21 protein-coding genes are annotated in these 24,015 nt (G+C 59.6%); all 21 read left to right on the top strand.

Going from position 1 to position 24,015, the window contains the following annotated elements:
* Positions 1-9 precede the first annotated feature (9 nt).
* The 21 genes from WC969_03035 to WC969_02935 all read left to right on the top strand — a co-directional run bounded on the left by WC969_03035 (position 10) and on the right by WC969_02935 (position 23,988).
* Positions 10-1,755 (top strand): polysaccharide biosynthesis tyrosine autokinase, encoded by a 1,746-nt coding sequence (locus WC969_03035; protein ID MFA6028812.1) that lies wholly within the window; start codon positions 10-12, stop codon positions 1,753-1,755.
* A 299-nt stretch (positions 1,756-2,054) separates the two neighbouring features.
* Positions 2,055-3,467, top strand: coding sequence for an O-antigen ligase family protein (locus tag WC969_03030; protein ID MFA6028811.1), 1,413 nt, complete (start codon positions 2,055-2,057; stop codon positions 3,465-3,467).
* Positions 3,464-4,606 carry a glycosyltransferase gene (locus WC969_03025; protein ID MFA6028810.1) on the top strand — a complete coding sequence of 381 codons (1,143 nt, stop codon included), beginning with the start codon at positions 3,464-3,466 and terminating at the stop codon, positions 4,604-4,606. Before WC969_03030 ends, WC969_03025 begins: the two co-directional genes overlap by 4 nt.
* Complete coding sequence (locus WC969_03020) at positions 4,596-5,933, top strand: O-antigen ligase family protein (GenBank protein MFA6028809.1); 1,338 nt, start codon at positions 4,596-4,598, stop codon at positions 5,931-5,933. The genes WC969_03025 and WC969_03020 overlap by 11 nt, the downstream gene beginning before the upstream one ends.
* Positions 5,930-7,198, top strand: a complete 1,269-nt coding sequence (locus WC969_03015; protein MFA6028808.1) for a class I SAM-dependent methyltransferase — start codon at positions 5,930-5,932, stop codon at positions 7,196-7,198. Before WC969_03020 ends, WC969_03015 begins: the two co-directional genes overlap by 4 nt.
* On the top strand, positions 7,195-8,283 hold the full coding sequence (locus WC969_03010; protein ID MFA6028807.1) for a glycosyltransferase: 1,089 nt from the start codon (positions 7,195-7,197) through the stop codon (positions 8,281-8,283). Before WC969_03015 ends, WC969_03010 begins: the two co-directional genes overlap by 4 nt.
* Positions 8,280-9,320: a glycosyltransferase family 2 protein gene (locus WC969_03005; GenBank protein MFA6028806.1), complete on the top strand. Its 1,041-nt coding sequence runs from the start codon at positions 8,280-8,282 to the stop codon at positions 9,318-9,320. Before WC969_03010 ends, WC969_03005 begins: the two co-directional genes overlap by 4 nt.
* Positions 9,317-10,516: a DegT/DnrJ/EryC1/StrS family aminotransferase gene (locus tag WC969_03000; GenBank protein MFA6028805.1), complete on the top strand. Its 1,200-nt coding sequence runs from the start codon at positions 9,317-9,319 to the stop codon at positions 10,514-10,516. Before WC969_03005 ends, WC969_03000 begins: the two co-directional genes overlap by 4 nt.
* A complete protein-coding gene (locus WC969_02995) occupies positions 10,513-11,130 on the top strand; it encodes a sugar transferase (protein MFA6028804.1) in 618 nt (205 codons plus the stop codon). The genes WC969_03000 and WC969_02995 overlap by 4 nt, the downstream gene beginning before the upstream one ends.
* Positions 11,131-11,194: 64 nt before the next feature.
* A complete protein-coding gene (locus WC969_02990) occupies positions 11,195-12,421 on the top strand; it encodes an oligosaccharide flippase family protein (GenBank protein MFA6028803.1) in 1,227 nt (408 codons plus the stop codon).
* 82 nt (positions 12,422-12,503) lie between these two features.
* On the top strand, positions 12,504-12,872 hold the full coding sequence (locus WC969_02985; protein ID MFA6028802.1) for a hypothetical protein: 369 nt from the start codon (positions 12,504-12,506) through the stop codon (positions 12,870-12,872).
* Positions 12,869-13,636 (top strand): glycosyltransferase, encoded by a 768-nt coding sequence (locus WC969_02980; GenBank protein MFA6028801.1) that lies wholly within the window; start codon positions 12,869-12,871, stop codon positions 13,634-13,636. Before WC969_02985 ends, WC969_02980 begins: the two co-directional genes overlap by 4 nt.
* Complete coding sequence (locus WC969_02975) at positions 13,633-15,300, top strand: DUF6798 domain-containing protein (protein ID MFA6028800.1); 1,668 nt, start codon at positions 13,633-13,635, stop codon at positions 15,298-15,300. Before WC969_02980 ends, WC969_02975 begins: the two co-directional genes overlap by 4 nt.
* Complete coding sequence (locus WC969_02970; GenBank protein MFA6028799.1) at positions 15,297-15,998, top strand: class I SAM-dependent methyltransferase; 702 nt, start codon at positions 15,297-15,299, stop codon at positions 15,996-15,998. The genes WC969_02975 and WC969_02970 overlap by 4 nt, the downstream gene beginning before the upstream one ends.
* A 79-nt stretch (positions 15,999-16,077) precedes the next feature.
* Positions 16,078-17,466: a radical SAM protein gene (locus WC969_02965; protein ID MFA6028798.1), complete on the top strand. Its 1,389-nt coding sequence runs from the start codon at positions 16,078-16,080 to the stop codon at positions 17,464-17,466.
* Positions 17,467-17,542: 76 nt separating this feature from the next.
* On the top strand, positions 17,543-18,580 hold the full coding sequence (locus tag WC969_02960) for a radical SAM protein (protein ID MFA6028797.1): 1,038 nt from the start codon (positions 17,543-17,545) through the stop codon (positions 18,578-18,580).
* Positions 18,581-18,643: 63 nt separating this feature from the next.
* Positions 18,644-19,594 carry an FkbM family methyltransferase gene (locus WC969_02955; protein ID MFA6028796.1) on the top strand — a complete coding sequence of 317 codons (951 nt, stop codon included), beginning with the start codon at positions 18,644-18,646 and terminating at the stop codon, positions 19,592-19,594.
* A gap of 344 nt (positions 19,595-19,938) precedes the next feature.
* Positions 19,939-20,679 carry a class I SAM-dependent methyltransferase gene (locus tag WC969_02950; protein MFA6028795.1) on the top strand — a complete coding sequence of 247 codons (741 nt, stop codon included), beginning with the start codon at positions 19,939-19,941 and terminating at the stop codon, positions 20,677-20,679.
* On the top strand, positions 20,676-22,040 hold the full coding sequence (locus WC969_02945; protein MFA6028794.1) for a hypothetical protein: 1,365 nt from the start codon (positions 20,676-20,678) through the stop codon (positions 22,038-22,040). The genes WC969_02950 and WC969_02945 overlap by 4 nt, the downstream gene beginning before the upstream one ends.
* On the top strand, positions 22,037-22,765 hold the full coding sequence (locus WC969_02940; GenBank protein ID MFA6028793.1) for a class I SAM-dependent methyltransferase: 729 nt from the start codon (positions 22,037-22,039) through the stop codon (positions 22,763-22,765). The genes WC969_02945 and WC969_02940 overlap by 4 nt, the downstream gene beginning before the upstream one ends.
* Positions 22,762-23,988, top strand: coding sequence for a glycosyltransferase family 4 protein (locus WC969_02935; GenBank protein MFA6028792.1), 1,227 nt, complete (start codon positions 22,762-22,764; stop codon positions 23,986-23,988). The genes WC969_02940 and WC969_02935 overlap by 4 nt, the downstream gene beginning before the upstream one ends.
* The last annotated feature ends 27 nt before the right edge of the window (positions 23,989-24,015 follow it).

Genomic DNA, 24,015 nt, shown 5'->3' with positions numbered 1-24,015 from the left:
CGAGGTCCAATGTCCGAACTCGAATCAGAATCCCCTGACATCGAATTGACGCACTACCTCGAGGTGCTCCTTCGCCGGCGTTGGATTGTCCTTGCGACCTTCGCAGTCGTGATGCTGTCCTCCGCCCTCTACACCCTTACAACCCGCCCCACCTACCGCGCCACTGCCCTCCTACTGATCGAGAAGGAGCGCAGCGGGACAGCAGTCTTCACGAACGGCTCAATGATCGAGGCGAGCAACGAAGACTACTATCAGACCCAATACCGCCTCCTCAAAAGCGACACGCTGATCGAGCGCATCTATGACGACCTGCAGCTCGCGACAAGCGCTGACTTCCCCATGCCGGGCGGACCGGAACTTCTCAAGCGAGCCATCACCATCGCGCCCATCATGCGAAGCCGCCTCGTCAACGTCCATGTCGACTCCCATGATTCACGCACCGCAGCCGCCATCGCGAACGCAATATGCGATCGATTCGTCGAACAAAACCTTGCGAATCAGCTCTTCATCTCGAAAGAAGTGCTCCACGCCCTTCAGTTGAGCGGCACCGACGCGGAGACGCGCGCTCTCCATGAAGCATTGCCTTCCGTCGTCAATAACAAGCTGATCCAGGACCTCAAGGCCGACTATGCAAAGCTGCAGTCACAGTACGCCGATCAGTCTAGGCGCTACACCGAAAAGCACCCCGCGCTCGCGTCATTGAGGTCGAACATGGCCGCACTGCGGTCCCAGATTGATTCGGAGACGCTGAAGGTCGTCCAGAGCATGAAAACGGAACTCTCCGGTCAGCTCAAGGGCAACAATGTCAGGGTCGTAGACCCGGCGAAGGTTCCCGTAGCCCCATTCAAGCCGAAAGTCGGGAAGACCTTCCTCATCGGCATCATCCTCGGCGCATTCCTTGCAGCCCTCGCGGCATTTCTTGTCGAGGCGCTCGACCAATCCCTGCGCACGCAAGAGGACGTCGAGTTGAAGCTGAACCAGCCCTTTCTCGGGTCCATCCCGTACTCCCAGGATCTCGCGTTAAAAGCTCGCATCTACCAGCCGCTCGTAGAGAAGGAGAGCTCGCTCACAAGTGAGTCGTTCCGCAATCTGCGAACGATGGTCGACTTCGCCGGCGTCGCAGACCGCGCCCGCCAAATCATGGTCACGAGTACGATGCAGGAGGAGGGCAAGACCTACATCGCCTCCAACCTCGCCGTCGCGATTGCGCAACTCGGGGAGAACGTGCTCCTCATCGATGGGGACCTCCGCCGCCCGAAGCTCCATAGGAACTTCCACGTGACGAGTGAGCGCGGCGTCAGCGACTTCCTCGCTACCGGAGAAAGCATGGAAGAGGCGGAGACCTCCTTGCGCGAAGTCCCGGGAGTCCCGAACCTGCGGATCCTTCCATGCGGGACGCGTCCGCCGAACCCCTCCGAGCTCCTGAACACCCCGAAGCTCGCAGCTCTCGTGACTTGGGCAAAGTCGCGATTCGATCGCGTCATCGTCGACTGCCCACCGATGTTCCCAATCCACGATACCATGCTATGGGGCCGCCACATCCGCGCCGCGGTCTTCGTCGTCCGTTATGGGAAGACCCGCACACCGCTGGTCCGTAATGCCGCACAGCGGCTGAAAGCCGCTGGTGTCAAAGTCCTCGGCGTGAGCGTCAACGCTGCCCGCCCCAGCGGGCTGACATATGCGGCCTACGGCTACCACTATCAGCAATACTACACGGACTATACCACTGCAAAACCCGCGTCCGTCAAAAGCTGATGCAGGGGCTTGGGGAGGGGGAGGACTTTGAAGATGTCCTGCCTCCTTCGACGGTACTCTACTGGGCTGGGGCCCCCATCCTCCTGCTCGTGCTGGGCCCAACGCTCTATGGCTGCGTAGAGCCGTGGGCGCTCGGTTTCTTCTCAGCACTTGCGTTCATCCTGGCCCTCACGGCAATCATCGCCCAACCCACACATGATGTCGCAAAACCTGCGCTCATCGGCATCGGGATGTTCCTGATTCCACCCGTCATCCACTTGCTAACTCTTCCACCGGCATCTATGCGCTCAGGGGGACTGATGACGCAGATGCTCCCCACTCTACCCTGGATGGCGGCCGCCGCATGTGCCATCGTCGCCGCGGGAGCCTTTTCCATCCCCGCGGCGCAGCGTTTCTTCCCGCGAGCCCTCTTCGTTTCTGGAGCGACCCTTGCCGTCGTCGGCATCATCGGGAGAGGGCAGGGGAACCGCTTTTTCTACGAACTTCGGGGATTACCGCCGCATCCCGCCGCTTTCGGACCATTCCACAACCCGAATCACGCAGCAGCCTTCCTTGAACTCTGTTTCTTTGCAGGAATGGGCGTTTTCTTGGCCGACTTGTTCCGCTCGTCAACGACCCCGCACATACGAAGGCACGAACTTCCCGACCTCTGGGCAAAGAGAATCCTAACCTTGTTCCTGCTCACGATCATCGTCTGGGGCATCATCACGACCGGGTCACGAGGAGCCCAATTGACCATCTGCATCGGCCTCGCTCTATGGTCGATATCGGCGCTTCGTTCCGACAAGGGGTGGTCACTGCGTCGCGCCGCATGTGCCATCCTGCTCCCATTAGCCCTCTTCGCGATCTTCCGCGGCCTTTCCTCCCGCTCGTTCCCCATCGCAGATTGGAGACAAGACTGGTCTTTCTCAATACGCCATTCCATCTACCGTTCTGCGGTGCTGATGCTGGAGGACGACCCCCTGCTCGGAGAAGGGCTGGGAACTTTCCAGGACCGATTCCCCGCGGTCAAGGACCTGGAAATCCATGCTCGCGTCGATAACGCCCATGGAGACTGGCTCATGCTCGCGGTCGAAATCGGTCCGCCGGCGGCGCTCATCATGTTCTGTCTCTTCCTTGGCTTCGCCATCCATTTCCTCCATGGGGGGGCCGCCGACATTGAACGCTCTGCGCTCTCGGCCGCTGCGATATCGATATTTCTTCATGGACTCGTTGAGTCCATCCTCTGGGTGCCGGCACTGACTTCAACCATGGCGCTCTGTCTCGCATGGATCGCATCCCCGCGAGAAGCGCACGCCCCCCGCTCTCCGCTGACTTCGAGGCTCTTTCGCCCGGCTGTCCTGGCTCTCTGCCTGATTGGGATATCGTTCTCAACTCGGCCTCTTGCTGCCGCAATCCACACGCTCCAGGCGCGATCATGCCCGATGCCCGCGCGCCCCTACCATCTTCAGCGGGCAGCGGCATGGATGCCCACCTCGTCGAACTTCCTACACCTAGCCGAAGGATATCTCGACATCGCCCGCGTCAACCCCGAAGCCGCACAAATACTCATGCGCGAAGCCCTCGAGTCAATCCGTATCCCTACAAGGATTCATTCAGGAGACACTCACTGCCTTCGTCTTTCTGGAAGTCTTCTTCACTATATCGATCGAATCAGTGACGGCCGTCTCCTCGCACAACGAGCCCGCCTCTTGGACTACGCCGGGAAATGAGCGCTTCAGCCCCCTCTCCGCGCATGCGCCCCTTCGACATGGCGAAGGAGTACTCCCATCATCCTGTCGGTCGTTGCGGCCTGATCTACCCCGGCTACCTAGGGCTTCATCACTCCGTCGTGCGCGGCTTCGAAGCTCATGGCTGGCAGGTTGACTGCTGGGAGCCCTTTTACTGGCACGACCTCGCCCCACTCTCAAAGATCAACTATCGCATCCACCAATGGGTCGGGCGACTCGAGCTCTATCGTATCTCACAGAAGACCGCGTGGTTCAAGCGGAACGCACCGAGACTGCGCGACACCCACTATGATCTCCTCGTAATCCTGAAGGGGGACTGGCTCACCCCGGAAATCATGCGGGCGATCCGCGCGGCCACGCATGCCCCTATCATCGTATGGGCATACGACAGTACGCGTCGATACCCCTCGATCGCCGAGATCTGCCGCTATGCCGACCACACCTTCATATTCGAGCCAGAAGATGCTGCCCACCTCATGGGAACCGGCTGCCGCTCAGTCTCCTATCTCCCCGTTGGGTTCGATGATTCTGCATATCATCCGGCCACATCGGAATCGAAGCAGGACATCGACATATTCTTCTGCGGCAAGACGACACCGGGGTCCCGTAGATACAACTACCTCGCACGCCTCTGTCGCGAGGCACGCACTCGTGGATGGAACGTCCTTCTCGCTCTCCCCGCTTGGAGCCGGATCTTCGGGCTACTCGACTGGATGCGCTACCACTCCGACGGGATGACCGCCTACATCCGCAATGTCGAGCTCCGACCCGACGAGTTGTGCTCCTTCTATCATCGGGCGAAGATCTGCCTGAACATCCACGACGAGCAGTCCGTGCGCGGCTATAATCCCCGCACGTTGGACATCCTTGCGGCCGGATCGCTCCAACTCGTCGACGCGAAAGGCCAGATTCTCCAAGATTTCGTACCCCGCGAAGTCCTCGCGACCTTCGACACCGAAGATGACATGATCAAGCGGATTCAGCATTATCTGGACCACTCAGAGGAAAGGCTCGATATCGCCGCCCGCGCCCGTGCAATGGAGAAATCGCATCTCAGCATGCGGGCCTGTGTGAAGCAGATCATCTCGATGGCGTTCCCAGGATGGGACGATGCCCGCTGACAACGCCCAGGTCGAGACGTCCTCGACGTCATACCTCCTTGCCCGTGACCCCGGGATACCTCAAGCAGCCACGGGCGCTCAATCTTTTTTCAGGGAACTGCTTCCCCGCTGGCTGCTCATAGGGTCGGCGTTCTTCATCACCTGGGGGGACGGACTCCAGAAGACCGCGGAATTCGATTTCTCTAAGATATTCGTCGCATGCTCCACGGGGCTCATCCTCCACTGGGCGATCTTCTCATCCTTCTCAATGAGAAAGGCCCCGAAAGCCCTGAAATGGCTCCTCATCTACGGAGCGCTCCACACGCTCTTCGCCCTGTTCCTCTCGGAATCAGGATTCGCAAGTTGGCAGCCTTTCTACTTCGAGCAAGAGCTTCTCAACGAATTCATCCGCATCAATGAATCCCTCTCGCTGAACGTCATCCGCTATTTCTACTTCGTCCTCTTCGCCTTCGCCGTTGCGCACAGTCTAAAATCCGCAGCCCAACTGCGCGAGCTCTGCGTCGCCATGAGCCTTGGACTCCTGACCGTGATCGGCCTCGGCGGATATTCATATGAATCCAAATCCAACGAACTCATCCACGCGATGGGCTACCTCGACCCGAATTCCTGCGGCCGCGTCGCGGTCTTCGCGTTCTTTATTGGCCTCATGCATCTCGTCGATAAGAGCAAGAATCTTATTGCTCGGATACTGTTCGCGCTCTTCGCCATCACAGCGCTCTGCGTCACGCTCATGACGAGTTCCCGCGGGGCCTTCATGGGACTCCTCGCCGGCAGCGTCATTGCCATCCTCTACAGCCCTCGACTGCGAGGGAAATTCGTCATATCGCTCGTACTTCTCGCCTGCGGCGCCATCGTCGCCTATCTTCTGCCGGACAACGTCTACTACACGCGAAGCCGTTTCGCCCGCATCTCCGAAGACCGGGGCTCAAACCGCCTTGAGACTTGGGAAGTGTACCTCTCTCAAATCGACGAGTATGTGCTCACGGGTGTCGGAGTCTCGAATTCTGGGAAAATCGTCGAAGACAGCACCGTCGCCTCTGGAGCCCCCCACAACACCTACCTCCTCATGCTCGTCGAGCAAGGCATCATCGGGTTCTCCCTATTCCTGATCTTCCTCCACACTCTCTGGCGACGTTTAAGCGTCCTCACGAGACAGGCCACAAGATCGCAGTCCGCCGTTATGCTCGGCATGCTCGCTGCTTATCTGGCGAATTTCGTCTTCCTCGACAGCTTTCAAAGCCGCGACTTCTGTATGGCAGCCGGCATCATCATCGCGGCCACAGCCAAAGACTGGCGCCCAGTCGAGCCTCCCGGGGACTTGCCATGATCGACCTCAAGCTGAGCATCATGCGTGCATGCAAGAAGAACACCCTTCTTTTTCGCATGCTCCGAACGATCAACCGTCACTACGTGCATCGCTCTGGCCGCTTCAAATCCTTCTTTCGCCGGATTCGGAAGCCTCCATACGACATCCACGCTCTGATCCATGTCGACCCACTCAAAATCACACGCTACTGCCATTACTCGAGCAACAAGTTTCTTGACGCTGGAAAGATTCTCGACGGCGATTGGGATAGGGCTCTTTGGGATTTCGCTCAGTATCACGGGATCGGGCCGGCGTATGAGGCCCATTTCAGGCAGGGGATCCCATGGGAGAAGACGGAGTATTTCGCCTATCTTCTGAAGAAGATCACTGCCGGATACATCCATGTCGGAGCGAAGTCTCCCGATGAACTGCGTCGCAGATTCAGCCGTCAAGACGAGATTTACGACGACATCCGGCGCAACGGATATCGACTCCAGCGGGAGATACCGAATCCTGATGGAGGTCCGCTCCATGAAGGAGATGAGGTCGCCGTCCATGTCGGACGCGACGGGGATTTGCTTCTCGCTGACGGCGTCCATCGACTCATGATGACAAGGCTCTTGGGTCTTCGAAGCATCCCTGTCAGGGTCTCGATCCGCCACGCACACTGGGTGCGCTTTGTCGAAGAAATTCTGGATGTCGCGCGCTACAACGGGGACGGTCACATCTACCATCAGCTGACGCACCCGGATCTCGCCGCGATCCCCGCATCCCACGACGACACGCGTATGAGGATCATCCGCCAACATCTCCCGAATGGCGAGAAGCTGCGCGTCCTGGACATCGGGGCGCATTGGGGCCATTTCTGTCACCATCTCGAGGCGCTCGGACACGATTGCGTCGCCGTCGAATCCGACCCCCAACACATCTACTTCCTACGCAAGCTCCGCCTGGCGGAGAACCGCCATTTCGCCGTCATCGGCAAGTCAATCTTCGACCTGCCGCCCCTCGGGCACTTCGATGTGGTCCTCGCACTCAACATCTTCTATCACTTCCTCAAAACGCGTTCATCCTTCGAGAAGATGACGAGATTCCTCTCCGAACTAGAGGCCGATCACATCTTTTTCCAGCCCCATCTCACAGGAGAACTGCTCCCGGGAGAATCCTTTAAGGATTTCACACCGACGGCATTCGTTGATTTCGTCGCGCAAACAAGCGGGCTCCGCAAACAGACTCTCATCGGCGCGGATACGGACCAGCGCCCCATATATCTGCTATCCAAATGATCTCTCCAATGGCTTCGCAAAGCTCTCTTGACATCATCATCATCGGCTACAATGAAGGGACTCTTCTGCGAGACTGCATCCACTCAGCCAAACTCGCCGCTGCCGAGCTCAGAGATCGGACGGGCATTCCCGCTCTCATCACCTACGTCGACAGCGATTCGACAGATTCTTCCGTTGCTCTCGCACGCGCGGAGGGACTCCCTGTCCTGCGCGCCCCCCCTGGCTATCGGACGCCTGCCAACGCGCGCAACACGGGAATGTTCCTCACGCATGGAGACTTCGTGCAGTTCCTCGACGGAGACATGACCCTTGAGCTGGGCTGGCTCCCCGCGGGGATCGCCTTCCTCTCCTCCCGCTCGGACGTAGCGGGCGTGGCGGGATATCGCGACGACATCCGGCCGACAGCGCTCGGGCCGCTGCACATCAAGAACTACTATAAGAGTCCAGCCCACGCGCTCCCCGCAGGAGATTCCCTCGGCGGAGCGTTCCTCTTCCATCGCAGGGCGCTCGAAGCCATCCGGGGGTTCAACCCCGCATGCCATGAGGAGGAGCTCTACGCAAAGATGGCTTTCGCCGATCTCCGCCTCGGGCTTTATCGGATCCCGCATCCGATGATCGTGCATCACGACGAGAAAATCGCCACCTTTCGGCAGAAGATGGAGAACGCCTTCGGAGTGCGGAGCCGTTCCCAGGGGCAGATGTTGCGACACGCGTTCAAGTCCCTCGCTCGGCTCCGCTGCATCCTCTACGCGTACCGATGGATATTTCTTCATCTCTCCGTCCTCTTTGTTTTGGGACTCGGGGGCGCTGTCTGGAAATTCTCCACCCACGCGGGGAACGAATTGCCGTTCGCACTGGCCGCGATCGCGAGCATCTATACCCTCTGGCTCATCTACCAGCGAGAGGGGATATATCGTGGCGGCTTCGCCTGGCTCGCGCTCAGCGTCGAAGCCATCAATCTCGTAATCTACGCATTCCTTCCTATTCGCGACTTCTCAGAGAATACTGAGGCCAACACGGATTACCTCGCGAAGATTGAGGCCCTCAACAGGATGAAGAGCACCCCGCCGAGGAACCCATCTTGACTCCTCAGGCCCCGACGTCTTCGCCGGAGATCTCAGTCCTAGTGGTATGCCGTAACGAGGAGCCGCATATCCGACGTTGCCTAGAGAGCATCCTCGCACAACGATATCCACCAGAGCAGATGGAGCTTATCATCGTCGACGGATGCTCCACTGACCGGACGAAGGACATCGCAGAAGAGCTTCTCCGCACCAACTGCCGTTGCCTGTGGCGGTCGTTCATCAACCCACGGAAGACCCTCGCCTCGGGCTGGAACATCGCGATACGCGCCTCGAAGGGCCGTCACATCATCCGGATCGAAGCACATGGCGCTATCCCGGAGGATTTCATCACTGCGAACCTCCGCGCCCTACAGGCCTGCCCGACTGCAGCCGCCGTCGGAGGCATCCTCCGCACCCCGCCGCAAGAGGGATTCCGGCTCGCCCTATCCAAGGTCATGACCTCCCGTTTTGGCGTTGGGAACTCGGGGTTTCGGACGGGCACAGGCGGAGGGGAGACCGACAGCCTTTGGCAGGCTCTCTATCGGCGAGAAGTCTTCGACGTCCTTGGGGGGTTCGACGAGTCTCTTCCGCGGCATCAGGACAACGAGTTTCATACCCGAATGCGCAAGGCTGGCATGAAGCTCCATCTCGACCCCTCAATCCACTCGACGTACTACGGCCGCGATACGCTTAATCAGACCCTGCGTCAGATGTTCTCGAACGGACGGGTCTGGGGGGAGATGATCGTCCGGGGCAAACATCAGGCCCTCTCCCCTCGGCATCTCGTCCCGTTCGTCTTTCTATCCATCCTGTTCCTCCTGCTGGGTGCGGCTACGTTCTCTACGCACGCCCGCCTCGGTCTCATCCTGGTTCTCACGGCACATATGATGGGGGGGACCGCCGCCGCCCTGCGGGACCGCGGAGGATTGCCCCTGCGATGGGTCGTGCTCTTCCCTCCGATATTCCTTTCCGTCCATCTCAGCTACGGCCTTGGGACCCTCGCAGGACTTCTGACTCCCCTGCATGAGTTCGTTGCTGGCCGGGAGCCCGCGTTGTGATTCCAAACAGGCTCGCCATCGAAGGAGGCCGACCGTCGAGGGCACGCCTCCTCCCCTACCATAAGCCCGCTATCACCGCCAAAGAAATAAACGAGGTGTGCCGCACCCTGCGTTCCGGCTGGCTCACCTCGGGGAAAGTCGTCGCCCGCCTGGAGCGGGACTTCGCCGCATATCTAGGGGCCAAGCATGCCGTCGCCGTATGCTCGGGCACTGCCGCTCTCCACCTTGCGCTGGAAGCCATCGGTCTCAAGCCGGCCGATGAGGTCGTCGTGCCGACGTTTACCTTCACTGCGACTGCGGAGGTTGTCACCTATTTCGGCGCTCGCCCTGTACTGATCGATTCCCGCGCAGAGGACTTCAACCTCGACCCCGCCGCCTTCGAAGCCGCGATAACGAAGAAGACCAAGGCCGTCATCCCGGTTCATATCGGCGGATTGCCATGCCGCATGGACGCAATCCGCAGAATCGCCCGCCGCCATGACATCGCGGTCATCGAAGACGCCGCACACTGCGTACCTGGGAAGTTCCGCGGCCGTCCGGTCGGGCTCCTCGGCGACGCCGCAGCCTTCAGTCTTTACGCCAACAAGAATATTACCTCGGCGGAGGGGGGGGTTTTGGTTACTCAATCCTCCAGGATCGCCGACCGCGCACGTGTGATGCGTCTTCATGGGATGGACCGGGACGCCTGGAGGCGCTACGCTCCCGGAGGATCCTGGCGTTACGACATCGTTGCGGCGGGATTCAAGTACAACCTCACCGACGTCCACGCCTCCATCGCCGTTCATCAATTGGACAGAGCCGATGCGCTATGGCGCGATCGAGCCGCCATCGCACGCGCGTATGACGCAGCGTTCTCCCTCGTCCCGGAGCTCAAAACCCCCCCGAGAAGCAACGACAGCGAGCACGCCTGGCATCTCTATTCCCTTCGGATCATACCCGAGAAGCTGCGCGTTGGTCGCGATGCCTTTTTTAATGCGCTAAGAGCGGAGAATATCGGTCTGAGCGTGCATTTCATCCCGCTTCACCTCATGTCCTACTATCGGACGAATTGCATTCTCGCCGGGGCGCGCTTCCCCAACGCCGACCGACATTTCGAATCCCTCGTATCGCTTCCGATCTATTCCGGGATGAGCCGCCGGGACGTCAGCGATGTCATCACGGCCGTACAGAAGGTCGTCACCGCCTACCGAAGATGATCGAATCGAAACGAATCTTCGACCTCTGCGTTTCCATCCTCCTGATCTCCTTTCTTTGGCCGCTGCTGTTGATTATCGCGCTCATCGTGAAGCTCTCTTCGTCGGGACCGATCCTCTTTATCCAAGAACGAATGGGCAGGCACGGAAAGCCCTTTCGCATCATGAAGTTCCGCACGATGATTTCGAATGCAGACTCCCCCGGGCTGAGCCTGACACCCTTCAAGGACCCCAGGATCACCACATTTGGACGATTTCTCCGCTACACCAAGGCCGACGAATTGCCGCAGCTTTTCAATGTCCTGCGGGGTGAGATGTCTCTCGTCGGCCCCAGACCGGAACTCCCGAGATTCACGACGCACTACAGCTCCGAGGAGAAGCGCATCCTCTCCATCCGGCCCGGAATGACGGATTGGGCCTCGCTTAAATACATCGACGAAGACCGGCTCTTGGCGGATGCCGCGGATGTCGAAGCCATGTACCTTAAGACGATCATGCCAGACAAACTGAAGATCAACCTTGAATACCTGAAGAATCGTACGATGCTCTTGGACCTCCAGATTCTCCTGCACACAGGTCTTCGTCTGTTCGCCCGCAATCCTCTCCCAATGCCATGAGCGACCAGGTACGTCACCAATGACGTCGAAGCTGCCGCGAAGAATCGGCTTCTACACGTTGAGCATGGCCTTCTCCCATGCCTGCTATCTCCTTCAGGGTCTGTTCATCATGAGACTCTCGGACCCACTGACCCTTGGTCTGTGGTCCAGTCTCCTCCTCATCCAGAACTATGGGATGCAGGCCCACTGCGGGCTGCTACCGGCGATGAACCAGCAAGTCCCCTATCACGCGGGGAAAGGCTCTCCAGCAGCCATCCAGCGCATACAGGGAACGGTTCGCGGCAACTATTCCATCATCAATGCACTCTTCCTCGTCCCCATCATCACCGCAGCATTCATCCCGCGGATGGAGAGCTCCCTCAAGCTCGGGTTGATCTCCATCGGGATATCGACCATCTTCGCCTTCAACCTCGACTTCTACAACGTCCTTTTTCGCTCGACCGACCGTTTTGAGAAGGCCGGCAGCGTTTCCGTCACGAATTCCGTTCTCATGACCCTGGGGTTGCCCCTCGTCTACTTCTGGCAGTTCCACGGGCTCTGTGCGCGCGCGGTCATCGTGGGGGCCCTATCGCTCGCGTTCGCCTCGCTCCGGAATGATCTGAACATCGGACTCAGATTCGACAAAGAAGAGACGCTCCGCCTCCTCCGCATCGGCGTCCCCATGGTCGTCCTCAACTATGCGCTTGTGCTTCTATACACTGCCGACCGAATCGCAATCATCCGTTTCCTCGGATCGGAAGCACTAGGCTACTATCAAATCTGCCTGGCGATTTCGGGATCGATTGCCGTCCTTCCGACCGCCATCTCACAGTTCTACTACCAAAGCATGTCGTCGACCTATGGAGGGAGCGGGACGGCCTCCGCGGTGACTCCCATCGCGGTCAAGGCCGCGCTCCTCAGCGGTGCCGCCGTGACGCTCCTTTCCATTCCACTATACTTCGCCCTCCCGTGGCTCACCGAAGCCCTGCTCCCCAAGTATCTCCCCGGACTTCCCGCCGCAAGAATCGCGCTTTTCTCCTACGTCATCCGCTCGTTCTCCGTAAGTCCGGGATATTTCATGGTCGCCACGGCGAACAAACGCCAGCAAGGATTGCTCTGCCTGCTTTCTGCAGCGATTATCTTCGCCCTATGTGGTCTGTTCACACGTCTCGGCATGGGACTCCGAGGAGTCTCTTTCGCCGTTCTCGCAGGGAGCATCACCTACACCCTTGGGATATGGGCCATCCTCGTCCAGATATCATCGCGGACGCCCCCCGGACAGGATCCCCAAGATTCGCCGGAATACTTATGATGCGCGGCCGCCACGAGTCAGTCATACACCGCTACACTCAGATACCGAATGGAGTCTTCTGCCGATGAAATTTTCAATATTCATGCTCCTTCTCATCTCCACCATCGCACAAATCGCAGGTCAGCTCCTCCTAAAGCGCGCGTCGCAAAGTCTGTCGTTGGACTTCTCACGGCCGCTGGCAACGTCCGCTGCGCTGGTCACGAGCTTCTCAGTCTGGTCCTGGTTCGTCTTCGCGGTCCTAAGCACCGTCCTCTGGATGCGGGTCCTCCGAGACGTCAATATCAACATCGCCTTCCCCGTCTCCCAGAGCCTGGCATACCTCATGCTCATTTTTGCAGCCCAATATTATTTCGACGAACACCTGAACCGTACCCAGGTACTTGGACTGATCGTCATCTTGGCTGGCATCGCCCTGTCCGCCATCCCCAACTCGAGCCCCATCTCCCGATGACTGCGCAATGCGCTCCACTGAACGACGCCCGGATCAGCATCATCCTCACCTGCTACAACGAGGCAAAATACCTCGAACGCGCCGTCCGCAGAATCCGCGCATTGTTCGCCCACCTGAACCACGTCCATGAAATCATCGTTGTCGACGACGGGAGCAGTGAGCAAGAGTTTTCCCTGCTGACCGAGCTCCAAAGACGGGAGAACATCATCCTCCTCCGCAATCCGGAGAACTCCGGGCGGGGGGCATCCGTCATCAAAGGGTTCCAGTCGGCTTCTGCGCCGATCGTCGGCTACATCGACACCGATCTCGAAATCCCCGAAATTGGCATAGCGCCGCTCGTCATCGCCCTCTCTCAAGGCGCGTGTGATGCCGCCATCGGAGTGAGGATCGACGTCAGCCCCTGGTCCATGAGCACCGCCTTCAGGAGAATGCTCACCGCAGGGTACAAAGCCATCGTCAACACCCTCCTGCAGGCGCAAGGGTACGACACGACCTGCGGGCTGAAGTTCTTCAAGCGTAGCGCCATCCTTCCCGTCCTCGCCGAAGTCGAAGACATGCGCTGGTTCTTCGACACGGAACTGATCGTCCGGGCGATTCAGAAAGGCCTCGTCGTCCGGCAATTTCCCGTCATCCTTGAGAGAGATACCTCAAAAAAATCCTCAATGAGCCTCGCGCATGCAGCCATCTTCGAGCATCTGCGGCCCATCCTCCGATTCTGGTGGAGCGGTCTCGCGCGGCGCCGAGCAGAGCCCCTCCCAAAATGAACGTCCTTTCCTCCTGCGAGAAGCGCATCGCAGCCCTCGCGACCGGTCTTTTCGCGCTCGTCCCAGGACTCAACTACGCCATTGGAGATCAAAGCGCGTACATCCTTCCGGCGATCAGGCGACTACATCCCGATATGCTCGCTTTGGATTGGTACACAACGAAGGTGACGCACCACCACGGGGCATTCAGCTGGCTCGTATTCCTTTCCGGCAAGGCGCTGCCGCTTTCCTTCATACTCCCTGCATTGAACATAGCCGCCTATGCCGCCATCGGGGTGCTCGCGTACCGCTTTATCTGCCTTTTCTATAGACGCCCTTTCCCGATCTTTCTCTGCGCGCTCGTCACACTCGAGCTCATAACGAATCACCCTGTCCTCAGTGCTCCGTTCATGGCGGAATCTCTGACTCCTGCTTCGATCTCGAACGTGCTGTTCCTCCTAGGCTGGTACTTCTTCCTGGCTGCGCGCCCCTGGCACGCCGGCATCGCGCTCGGTTTCTGCGGACTCATGCACGCGAATTTCCTCGTGCTGAACGGCGGACTTGTCCTGCTAGTTCTCGCATTCAGCGCGGAATCGCGTTCGCCCAAAACCCTCATTGCCCTGCTCGTCCCCTTCTCATTCATCTCCCTCCCGACGACGCTCTCCTTGGTGCAGGATTTTCTCGGCGACGTGGCCACGAACACCATCCTTTACTCGATTCGCTCCCCACATCACTACGCCCCGACCCGATGGCCCCTTCAAGTCTACGTCGAGTTCCTGGCGACGATCGCGGCCGGCGCTGTCGGCCTCCGTCTCAGGCCGCTCGAGTCGGGCCCGCGCGCGCTTCTGGGGAAGCTGTTGCTGTCCATGTCGCTCATCACCGTCGGCTGGCTCTTCATCACCATCATCGCGCCGGTCCCGACGATCACCGCCCTCTTCGGTGTCCGACTAGCTCCTTTCCTGAGCATGTCGGCGTGCATCGCGTTCGCCGCAGGATTGGCGCAGACCATCGACCCGGACGTTTCCGCTGAAGAAAGAAGGAAGGGCCTCACCCTGCTCCCGGTGCTCGCTCTGCTCGCGTTCGGGGTCTCCCGACCATCGGACTACATTCTGCTCGCGTATCTCGGGACTCTCACAGCCATCATTGCGCTGCTTCCTGCCCTTGGAACGGGGGAACGCCTGAGCTCACAAGTGGCCTCGCCCATGCTCGCCCGAGGGACACTCATTATCCTCACTGCACATGCCGCCTGGGCTCTGTGCACGCGTTCGGTCGCCTTCTCCGAAGCGCCGGACACGGAGAAAGCCGCCGTATACGCCTTCGCACGCGAACGCACGCCAATTGACGCCGTTTTCGTCGTACCGCCGAACGTCTCCACCTTCCGCCTCTGGGCCAAGCGAAGCATCGTCGTCGACTGGATCTCCGAACCTTTCCGCTCCTCCCAGCTCGAGGAATGGCAGACCCGACTGCTTGCGGAGTCTGGCCTTGCCGAGATTTCGGACCTCCCACAGGCAATGGCCGGTTATCGCGAGATGGACTACGCACGCGCGACTTCCCTGAGGCACGCCTATGGGGCGACGCACATTCTGGTGGAATCGACGAAGCATCACGGGCGGCTCTCCCCGGCACGCCTCCTCTATCGGGATGCGAACTTCTCCATCTACGCGCTAGGAGGGGGACCCCCGTGACATCTGAGCTTTCGTCGTTGCTCAACCAGGATGCGGTACGCCGTTTCTTCGATTCGACGAGCTCGACCTACGACGAAAGGAGGTTTGGCTTCCTCCAGTGCCGCCGCGAGGCCCTAATCAAGGAACGGATCGTTGGGGGCCAGACCCTCGACATTGGATGCAACTGCGGCGCCCTGATGCGGCGCTACGGACAGGGCCTGCGCTGCATCGGTATCGATCTCTCATTCGCCTGCCTTGCACGCGCGAATAATCTGCGCGCATCCCAGCGACACTCTTTCGTACAGACGGCGGCATCCCACCTACCCTTCAAGGACGCCGCGTTCGACACTGTCGTATGTTCCGAAACCCTTTACTATCTCGATTCTCCCACCTCATGCCTGCTCGAGGCGCAGAGGACCTTGCGTCCCGGGGGGACCATCATCGTCATTTCGAGCAATCCGTTGTTCTATCGCCTCGGGAGGACAATCGGCGTATGGATGAGATTGACGCCGAGGGACATCAACCCACGGCCACATTCGGCTCATGAGCTTGTCTCCTTGCTGACTGAGTCAGGGTTCTCAACAATCGAAGTGCTCCACTACGACCCCATACCGATGCGTGGATTCGGGTTCCTCAACAGAGTCCCGCTACTCCGAAAGCTAGGCTTCCTCATAATCGTCGTCGGGCGAAAGGACTCCGAGGAAGTCCGCCCATGCTGAATCCGCGCCCCGCGCCTCCGGCAATCCAATGACTGACACTCCCGACGCGCCCGTTCTCCTCATCCGCCCTCATCCGGCGATGCTCGACGAGCATTTTTCTGATGGAACCGCGCTCATGGTCTACTCGAGACAAGTCTACCCACCGCTGGGCCTATGTTATCTGGCCAGCTCTCTCAAACGCGCCGGAGTCTCCTCGAGAATCATGGACTTCTGGACGCCTGCCGCCAACCTCAGCGCTCTCAGGAACACACTGCTGAAGTCCGCGCCCAAACTGGTCGGCATCTACACCCTTTCCTTCGATATCCAAACAATCAGCCGTCTGATCAAGCTTATCCGCGGATGCTGCGAATGCCGGATCGTCCTCGGCGGACCGCATATCACCCATCATCCCCAGTCCGTCGGCCTCCTAGGCGCGGACTTCGGCATCCGAGGAGATGCGGAAGATAGCCTCGTTGCCCTGTCAGAGCATATTCTGCTCGGGAAGGGAGCGCTCGACGAGATCGCCGGCCTCGTATTCTCACGAAACGGGCAGTGGACGAGCAAGGAACCTGTGATACTCAAGGACCTCGACTCGATCCCATTCCCCGACTTCAGCGTCCTGGGAGATCCCGCACAGTACCGCTTTCTAATGCTGGACGGGGCGGCCACATCGATGGTCTCCTCGCGCGGATGCCCATTCGACTGCGTCTTCTGCGGCATCACATTGAAGCGCCGCTTCTTCGCACGTAGTCCGGAAAACATCGTCGAAGAGATGGCCCACCTCGCGAACGCCGGCTATCGCTATATCGACTTCAAGGATGACTGTTTCTCCGCAAACAAGGAGCGTGCGAAGTCGATCTGCAGGATGCTCATCGATCGGAAGATCAGCATCCTCTGGGGTTGCGAGACACGAATCGACCGCACCGACAACGAGCTCCTTGAGCTCATGGCCCGTGCCGGCTGCCACAACATCCGCTTCGGCGTCGAATCAGTCGTCCCGCGCGTACGTGCGGTGATCGGGAAAGATTTCACATTGACGGGCCTCTCGGACATCCTCCGCTCATGCCGCCGGCTCGGAATCATCACCGTCGGGTTCTTCCTCGTCGGCCATCCCACGGAGAGCCTCGAAGAAATGCGGGCAACTGCCGATTTCGCCGTGGCATCTTCGTTTGATATCATCGAGTTCAATCTCGTGGTCCCCATCCCGGGCTCTCGCCTCTATGAGATTGCGAAGTCGGAGGGGACCTTGCCCGAGAATATTTGGGAAGACGTCATCGCAGGCCATTCGATGCCGACGTATGTCCCGAATGGTCTGACGTTGGTCGATATGGAATGCCTGAAGCGTCATGCCATGCTGAGGTTCTACCTAAAATTCAGCACGATACTCCGCTTCCTCCGACGGATCCGCTCGCTCGCAGATCTCCGCGTGCAGCTATCTACGGCGAAGGAGCTCCTCCTTTGGAATCTTTCCAGCAGGACAACGACATGACCACGCGCCCAAGGACTCCCATGAGAACGCCTAGCGTCTTCTACTCTCGATGCCCTTCAAGCGACAAGGTGGTGGCATGAACTTCTGGAGCGATTTTGAATACAACAAACTCAAGCTTCTCTTAAACCCCAAAAAGGTTCAGACCATCCTGGATGTCTACAACCGCACCGCAGACTACGATTCGCTCCCTCCCATCAGCATCGAGCTGCATCTCACCAACGTTTGCAACCTCAACTGCTCCTGGTGCACAGACCGACGGATCCGAGACAACCAGACCTCTCAACGCAAGGAGGACTTGCTCAGGCTGTTCACATATTGCGCCAAGAACAACGTCGGGGTCACGATTGAAGGCGGCGGAGAGCCCACACTGCACCCTGATTTCCTGGAGCTTCTCGCGCATGCGGCGACCCAAGGTCTCCATCTCGGGATGTTGACCAACGGTGTCAAGGACGTCTCTCAATTCGCCGGCCAGTTCGACTGGATCCGCTTCTCGCTCGATGCCGGCAGCAGAAAGGAGTTCCTAGTCGAAAAGGGCGCCGACATGTTCGACCAGGTCCTCACGAATCTCGGCCGGCTCGCCTCCGCCCGGGACCCTCAGAAGACCCACGTCGGCGTCGGGTACGTCCTGACCAACAGGAACATCGCGGCGATCTCGGAGCTCCTCGTCGTGCTCGACCGCATCGGCGTCGATTACATCTACTTCCGACCCATTGAGGAGACCCCAGAACTCCTCCCGTCGACCGCGAACCTCCTCGACCTCAAGAAGGCACTCATCGCATTTTCAGACATCTCGCGAATCCGGCCGCTCCTGACGATCAATGAGCGTCTGATCGCAAGTAACGATCATCTGCCCTGCGTCGCACATTCACTCGCATGCATCATTCATGCCGACGGGGACGTCGTCCTGTGTGAAAAGCGTCGTCATGACCCGATCACACTCGGCAACCTCCGGACGTCCTCATTCGAAGACATCTGGCACTCAGACATTCGGAGGAGCGCGACCCGCAAGCTTCTCCATGCGGAGAACCAATCCGGCTGCAGCGTATGCCGGATAACCTCGTTCAACAGAGTTTTCTGCGACGTCAACTCCGTCCATACGCGTCATTTCATTTAGCATCCGGCGACAAGACTTCCCTTCAAAATGATTTCGGGACATTACTGAATGTGCTCCATGGAAATGAACGACCTCCTCCGCGGGACCGTACTCAACATCGCCGACATCGGCGCATCTGGAGGTCTGCACCCGCGATGGGGGGACCTCACCAGCTGTCTGCATGCGATTCTCGTTGAACCGGACTCCCGCGCATCGCTTCCGCACGCGGATGGAGACGATTCGCATATCCTGAGGGTGGCGCTGACCCGCGCTTCAGGAAATGTTCGACTCTTCCAATGCCGCAAGCAGCAAGTCTCCTCGCTTCACGAGCCGCATTCCCCCTTCCTCCGCCTCTTCCATGCCCCGGAGCGTTATGAAATCGTCAACACCATCGATCTCACTGGAGACAACCTCGACAGACAGCTGAATCTCATTGGACGTGAAGACCTGGATTTCATGAAGTTAGACGTCCAAGGACATGAGTCCGCTGTCCTGGAGGGCGCCTCACGCACCCTCACCAACATCATCGGCGTCGAGAGCGAAGCTCGGTTGGCGCCCATCTATGGAGGCGGATGCTCGTTCGGAGAGATCCACGAGCGCCTGACCTCACACGGACTTCAACTCATCGATCTTCGTCGGCATTACTGGACCCGCGCGGACCTCCCGGCGAATCTCCGCAGCGCCGGGCAACTGACGGAGGTCGACGCCCTCTATTTCCTCCCGCCGGAAGTCGTGCTGAAGCGGTTCGCGTCGAACCCATTAAAGATCCTACGCGCCTTCGCGTGCTACCTCGCATACCGCTACTGGGATTTCGCCTTCCTGTTGACCCGTCAGGCCGAGAGTGAGCAGCGGCTCCCGGCGACTAAAACCGAGCATATGAGACGGATCCTGCGCGCATCGGGCAGTCTCCCACCCGCCGGCCTCCCCAGAAGCGAACGACTGAGCCGGTTGTTCCGCAGATGCGCCGCCTTCATCTCACCGCTCGATCCGGGATACCATCACGACCCGGATTGGGATGCACTCGACAACCTATGAAGCCTTCCGGAACGAACGCTACTCCGGGAGCAGACGTCGCGCAGGATGCCTTTCCATGCCGGATTTGCGGGAATGCCACCGGGAACGAATCGTTCTCAATCCATGAAATGTTCTTCGGAGGAAGAGAACCTTACACGTATGCCCTCTGCGGAGGCTGCGGGACGATGCAGCGCGCGGAGATTCAACTCCGTCCAGGAATCGCATACCCCGCGGAATACTACTCCTTCGACTCCACTCCGATGGGCCCACTGCATCCTCCGGGCTTCTTCGAGACATTCGCCCGCCGATGCCGTTCATGCTTCTGTCTTGGTGACGGATCCCTACCCAAGCGGATGCTGGGGGCGTTGATCATCGCCTGGCAAGGCTACCCCGAGCATTATCGGTGGCTCGAGTGGGCCGGTGCAGGCCGCAGCTCCCGCATCCTCGACGTCGGATGCGGGGGAGGTGGACTACTCCAGTCCCTCTACCGAGATGGGTTCTCGCATCTGCGCGGCATCGACCCATTCCTGCCGCCGACTGGGGCCTCCAGCGATGACGGCAGACTCGTGCTCCGCAGGAGCGCTCTCCCGGAATCCGCAGAGCGGTTCGATCTCATCCTGATGAACCATTCCCTCGAGCATGTGCCGGAGCCAGAGACGACCCTGATTGCGCTCTCGAGGTGTCTTGCCGACGAAGGGAAGATCCTAATTCGAACACCCATCCTCCCCAACTACTGTTGGGAGATCTATGGCCCGTCCTGGGTGCAGCTCGACGCACCGCGCCACTGCTTCATCTTCACGCGGAAGGCTCTCGAGCTGTTGGCGTCCCACGCAGGGCTCCGCATCGAGAGGTGGGGATGGGACTCGACGCAGTTCCAATTCATAGGCAGCGAGCAATATCGCCGAGACATACCCCTGATGTCCGATCGATCCCACATAAAGTCTCCGCGCAACAGCATCTTCACGAAGGAGGAACTGCGAAGATTCCGGTCGAATGCGCGCCAGCTCAACGAGGAGGGGAGAGGGGACCAGGTTTTCGTCGTCCTCGCCAAGGCGCTGCCCTCCGTCCCCCCAGAGAAACCATACGCGCGGGCATCCGCCCGATGAGACGCTACGAGCACGCGGCACCCTGCAGGGATTCCCGTCGAGAATATCTCCTCTACCGCAAGGTCCGCACCATACTGGATCGACAGGTCGACGCCGGCGTCGCGTATGGCGCTGCCCTCTCATATCACATCTGGACGACGATACATGCGGAATGGGGAGCACTCAGGACGATTCTCTTCCTCTGCTCGGGCCTGCTCCGTCTCCTGGCGTTTTCTCCCAAGCTCCGTTGGCTGAGACGGACGCCGTCGAAGAGCCCCCGCGTCATCCTCGTTCACGGGGAATTCCTTCGCTCCGATCTCGAGGAGACCTTCCGCAAGATACAGGCCCTCTCCGACGATGCCGACGTCCTCGACCTTCGGGGCTGGGAGGCATCCGCAAGCCCAGCGGGACTGCACTATCTCCTCACACAGCTGCTCCCGACCGCCCTCACGCTTCCGGCCGAACTTCGTCTCGACCAACGCCTCTACCTGTCATGCCTCCTTGGACAGCATGTGAAGTTCGCCGCCACTCTTCCCCGCGCGATATCTTTCAAGCGCTACCGCCTTGCCCTCGCCTTCAGCGACGCCCTCCCATGGCCGAATGTCCTGATGCAAGTGGCGAAAGCCCAGGGATGCCGCACCGCCGCGCTACAGCATGGTCAGATCATCGTCTACGATGAGAGCGACCCACACATCAACATGATTAATTACGAGTCTTTCGTCTCGGATGCGTTTCTGATCTGGGGAGAGTTCACTCGCCGTGAGCTGTGCAAGCGCATCCCCGCCGAGCGGTTGTTCATCATGGGACATCCCCGCTACCTGGATTTCGACCATGCGGCGGTGAAGGCCGCGCGAGCCGCACGACCGCCCTCCGGGGTCTTCGGCATCGCTTTCGAGCAGGAGATCTACAAAGGCAGCAACCGCCGGATGCTCTCCATCGCGGAGAAGGTCGCGGAGGTTCTCGATCTCCGATATGTCGTCAAGATGCACCCCTTGAACGTGCGCGCAGATTATCCGGAGGCTGAGGTGCTGCATCGTTGCGTCGGGATGGGGTCGCTCGATCTGGCGATGGACGACTTCGCCTCTCGAATCGATTTCTGCGTCGCACGGACATCGACCGTTTACAATGAGATGCTCGTCCGCGCCGTACCCGTCTTCCGATACAAGGATGCGGGCTATTACAGCATGGCGGACCATCCGGACGAATTCGAGGATGCAAGGGGGCTCCTGGGACTCTGGAACAAAGCGCGCGCGGCTCCGCAGAAGGAGGCGGCGGCCCTGTCGGAACTCGCGCAATTCTTCTTCTTCGGGCTGGGGGGGGAATCCCAGAAGCGTTACCGTACCCTTTTGAAGACGGGAGAGTTCCCGCCAGCGAAGACATGATGATCCGAGAGCCTTCCCGCGACTTCGAGGACGAAGAAGCGCGGATACGCGCGTCGTATAAGCGCCGAGAGAAAGCCGATGTACACGCCCGCTATTCCGACGACAATCCGGCGCACATCCTCATGACCCGTGAACGAAACGAAGCCGTCCTGCATGCGTTGCAGCGCATCGGCCTGCCCGAATTCCCCGGGATGCACGTTCTCGAGCTCGGGTGCGGCGAAGGAACCTGGCTGCTCGAGTTCATTCGATGGGGCGTGCGGCCGGAGAATCTCATCGGCATCGAACTCATCGAAGCGCGCGCCCGCGAGGCCCTCTACCGCACCGGCGGGAGCGTCCGCATCCTCTGCAGGAACGCCGCCCGGACTGGACTCCCCGACGCAGCATTCGACATCGTACTCCAAAGCACGATGTTCACCTCGATCGCGGACTCCGCATTAAAGGCCGAAATTGCTCGGGAGATGGTCCGCGTCCTTGCTCCAAATGGGACGATCGTATGGTACGACTTCCGCATCGACAACCCTTTCAACCGCGATGTCCACGGGATTTCTCGCGCCGAGATCTTCAGCCTCTTCCCCGATTCCACTATAGAACTGATTCCGATCACCCTGGCCCCGCCCATCACGCGAGCCCTTGCCCCGTACTCGCCGGCCGTCTGTGCGCTCTTGAGTCGCGTGCCGTTCCTGTGCACCCATTATCTTGCATTCATCCGTCCGCCATCGTCATGACTCTATCTGAACTGCCCGAGGGATGCCCCATTGGGCTGGTGCGCCGGGCCTCCTCGCTGGGAGGAATCGAAGGGCAGGTCCACCGCTGGGCCATCCATCTGCGCGACCGTCTGCACTGTCGCCCACTCCTCCTGACGGGAAGGGATGGGCCTCTAGCCCGGAAGTTCACCGAGACGGGCCTCGGCGTGCATGTGATACCCGAACTGATGTTCCGGCGCCCGTGGCCAGCGGCGGCACGCATCCTCGAACTCACCCGCCGCGAAGGCATCCGTCTCCTCCAATCGAACGCCTTTCGCGAGAGCATCGTCTGCCGCTTGGTCAGGCGGAGTTCCCCGGGGGTGCGTCATATCTTCCGCATGCACACAAGCCTCGACTGGTCCGACCGGCCAGCGTCCGTGTTGTGGGCATACCACCAGCTCGACCGTCTCACCCAGACGCATGTGGACGCCTACGCGGTGAACGGCGAATACCTCCGAGATGAGCTCATCCAGCGTTCCAGGATTTCCCCGACGAAGATCGCGTGCATCTACGACGGGCGTCCTCCTCTGGCGGAGCCAGACATCGTCCGCGCCGACGGAGAACCTCTCCCTCCGATATTAGCGGTCGTCAGCCGCATCACCGTACGGAAGGGCTTCGAGACTCTCCTGCGCGCGCTGGCATTGATCCGACGACGCGGACCCCCGCTGTCGGTCGTCGTTTATGGTTCCCACGAATCCGCCACGGACGGCGGGGGAGGCCTCTACTTCGACGCTCTCTGCCGCATGGCCGTCGCTGAGGGAGTCCGCGATTGGATACACTTCAAGGGTCACATCGAGGATGTCGCCGCCGCGCTCAAGACCGCGGACGTCGTCGCACTCCCATCGGAAAGCGAAGGCATCCCGAACAGCATCCTCGAGGCGCTGTGTCTGAAGAAACTTGTCGTAGCCACTGCCGTAGGGGGAGTCCCGGAAATAATCCAGGACGAGACCAACGGGTTCCTCATCCCGCCGAACGATCCCTCTGTCCTGGCGGATCGCCTTCTTCGAATCTTCGCCGCGCCGTCAGCCTCTCTCGCCGCCTTGCGGGAAGCCGGGTACCGGACCTGGAGCGAGAAGTTCAGCATGGCCCGATATGTCGAGAAGATGGGTGCATTGTATTGCGAGACCTTGGCAGGACGATGTCTTGAATCGGGACATCCGAGTATCCTCTCGATGCCGTCGAACTCCCACGCACCCGGCGCGTGAGTTGACGGCATGCCGCCCGTTCTCTCT

The sequence above is a fragment of the Elusimicrobiota bacterium genome (assembly GCA_041660925.1).
In the GTDB taxonomy this organism is placed as follows: Bacteria; Elusimicrobiota; Elusimicrobia; order UBA1565; family UBA1565; genus JBAZUV01.
Note: the sequence above shows the minus strand (reverse complement) of the source record. Positions and strands in the feature narration are given on the sequence as shown.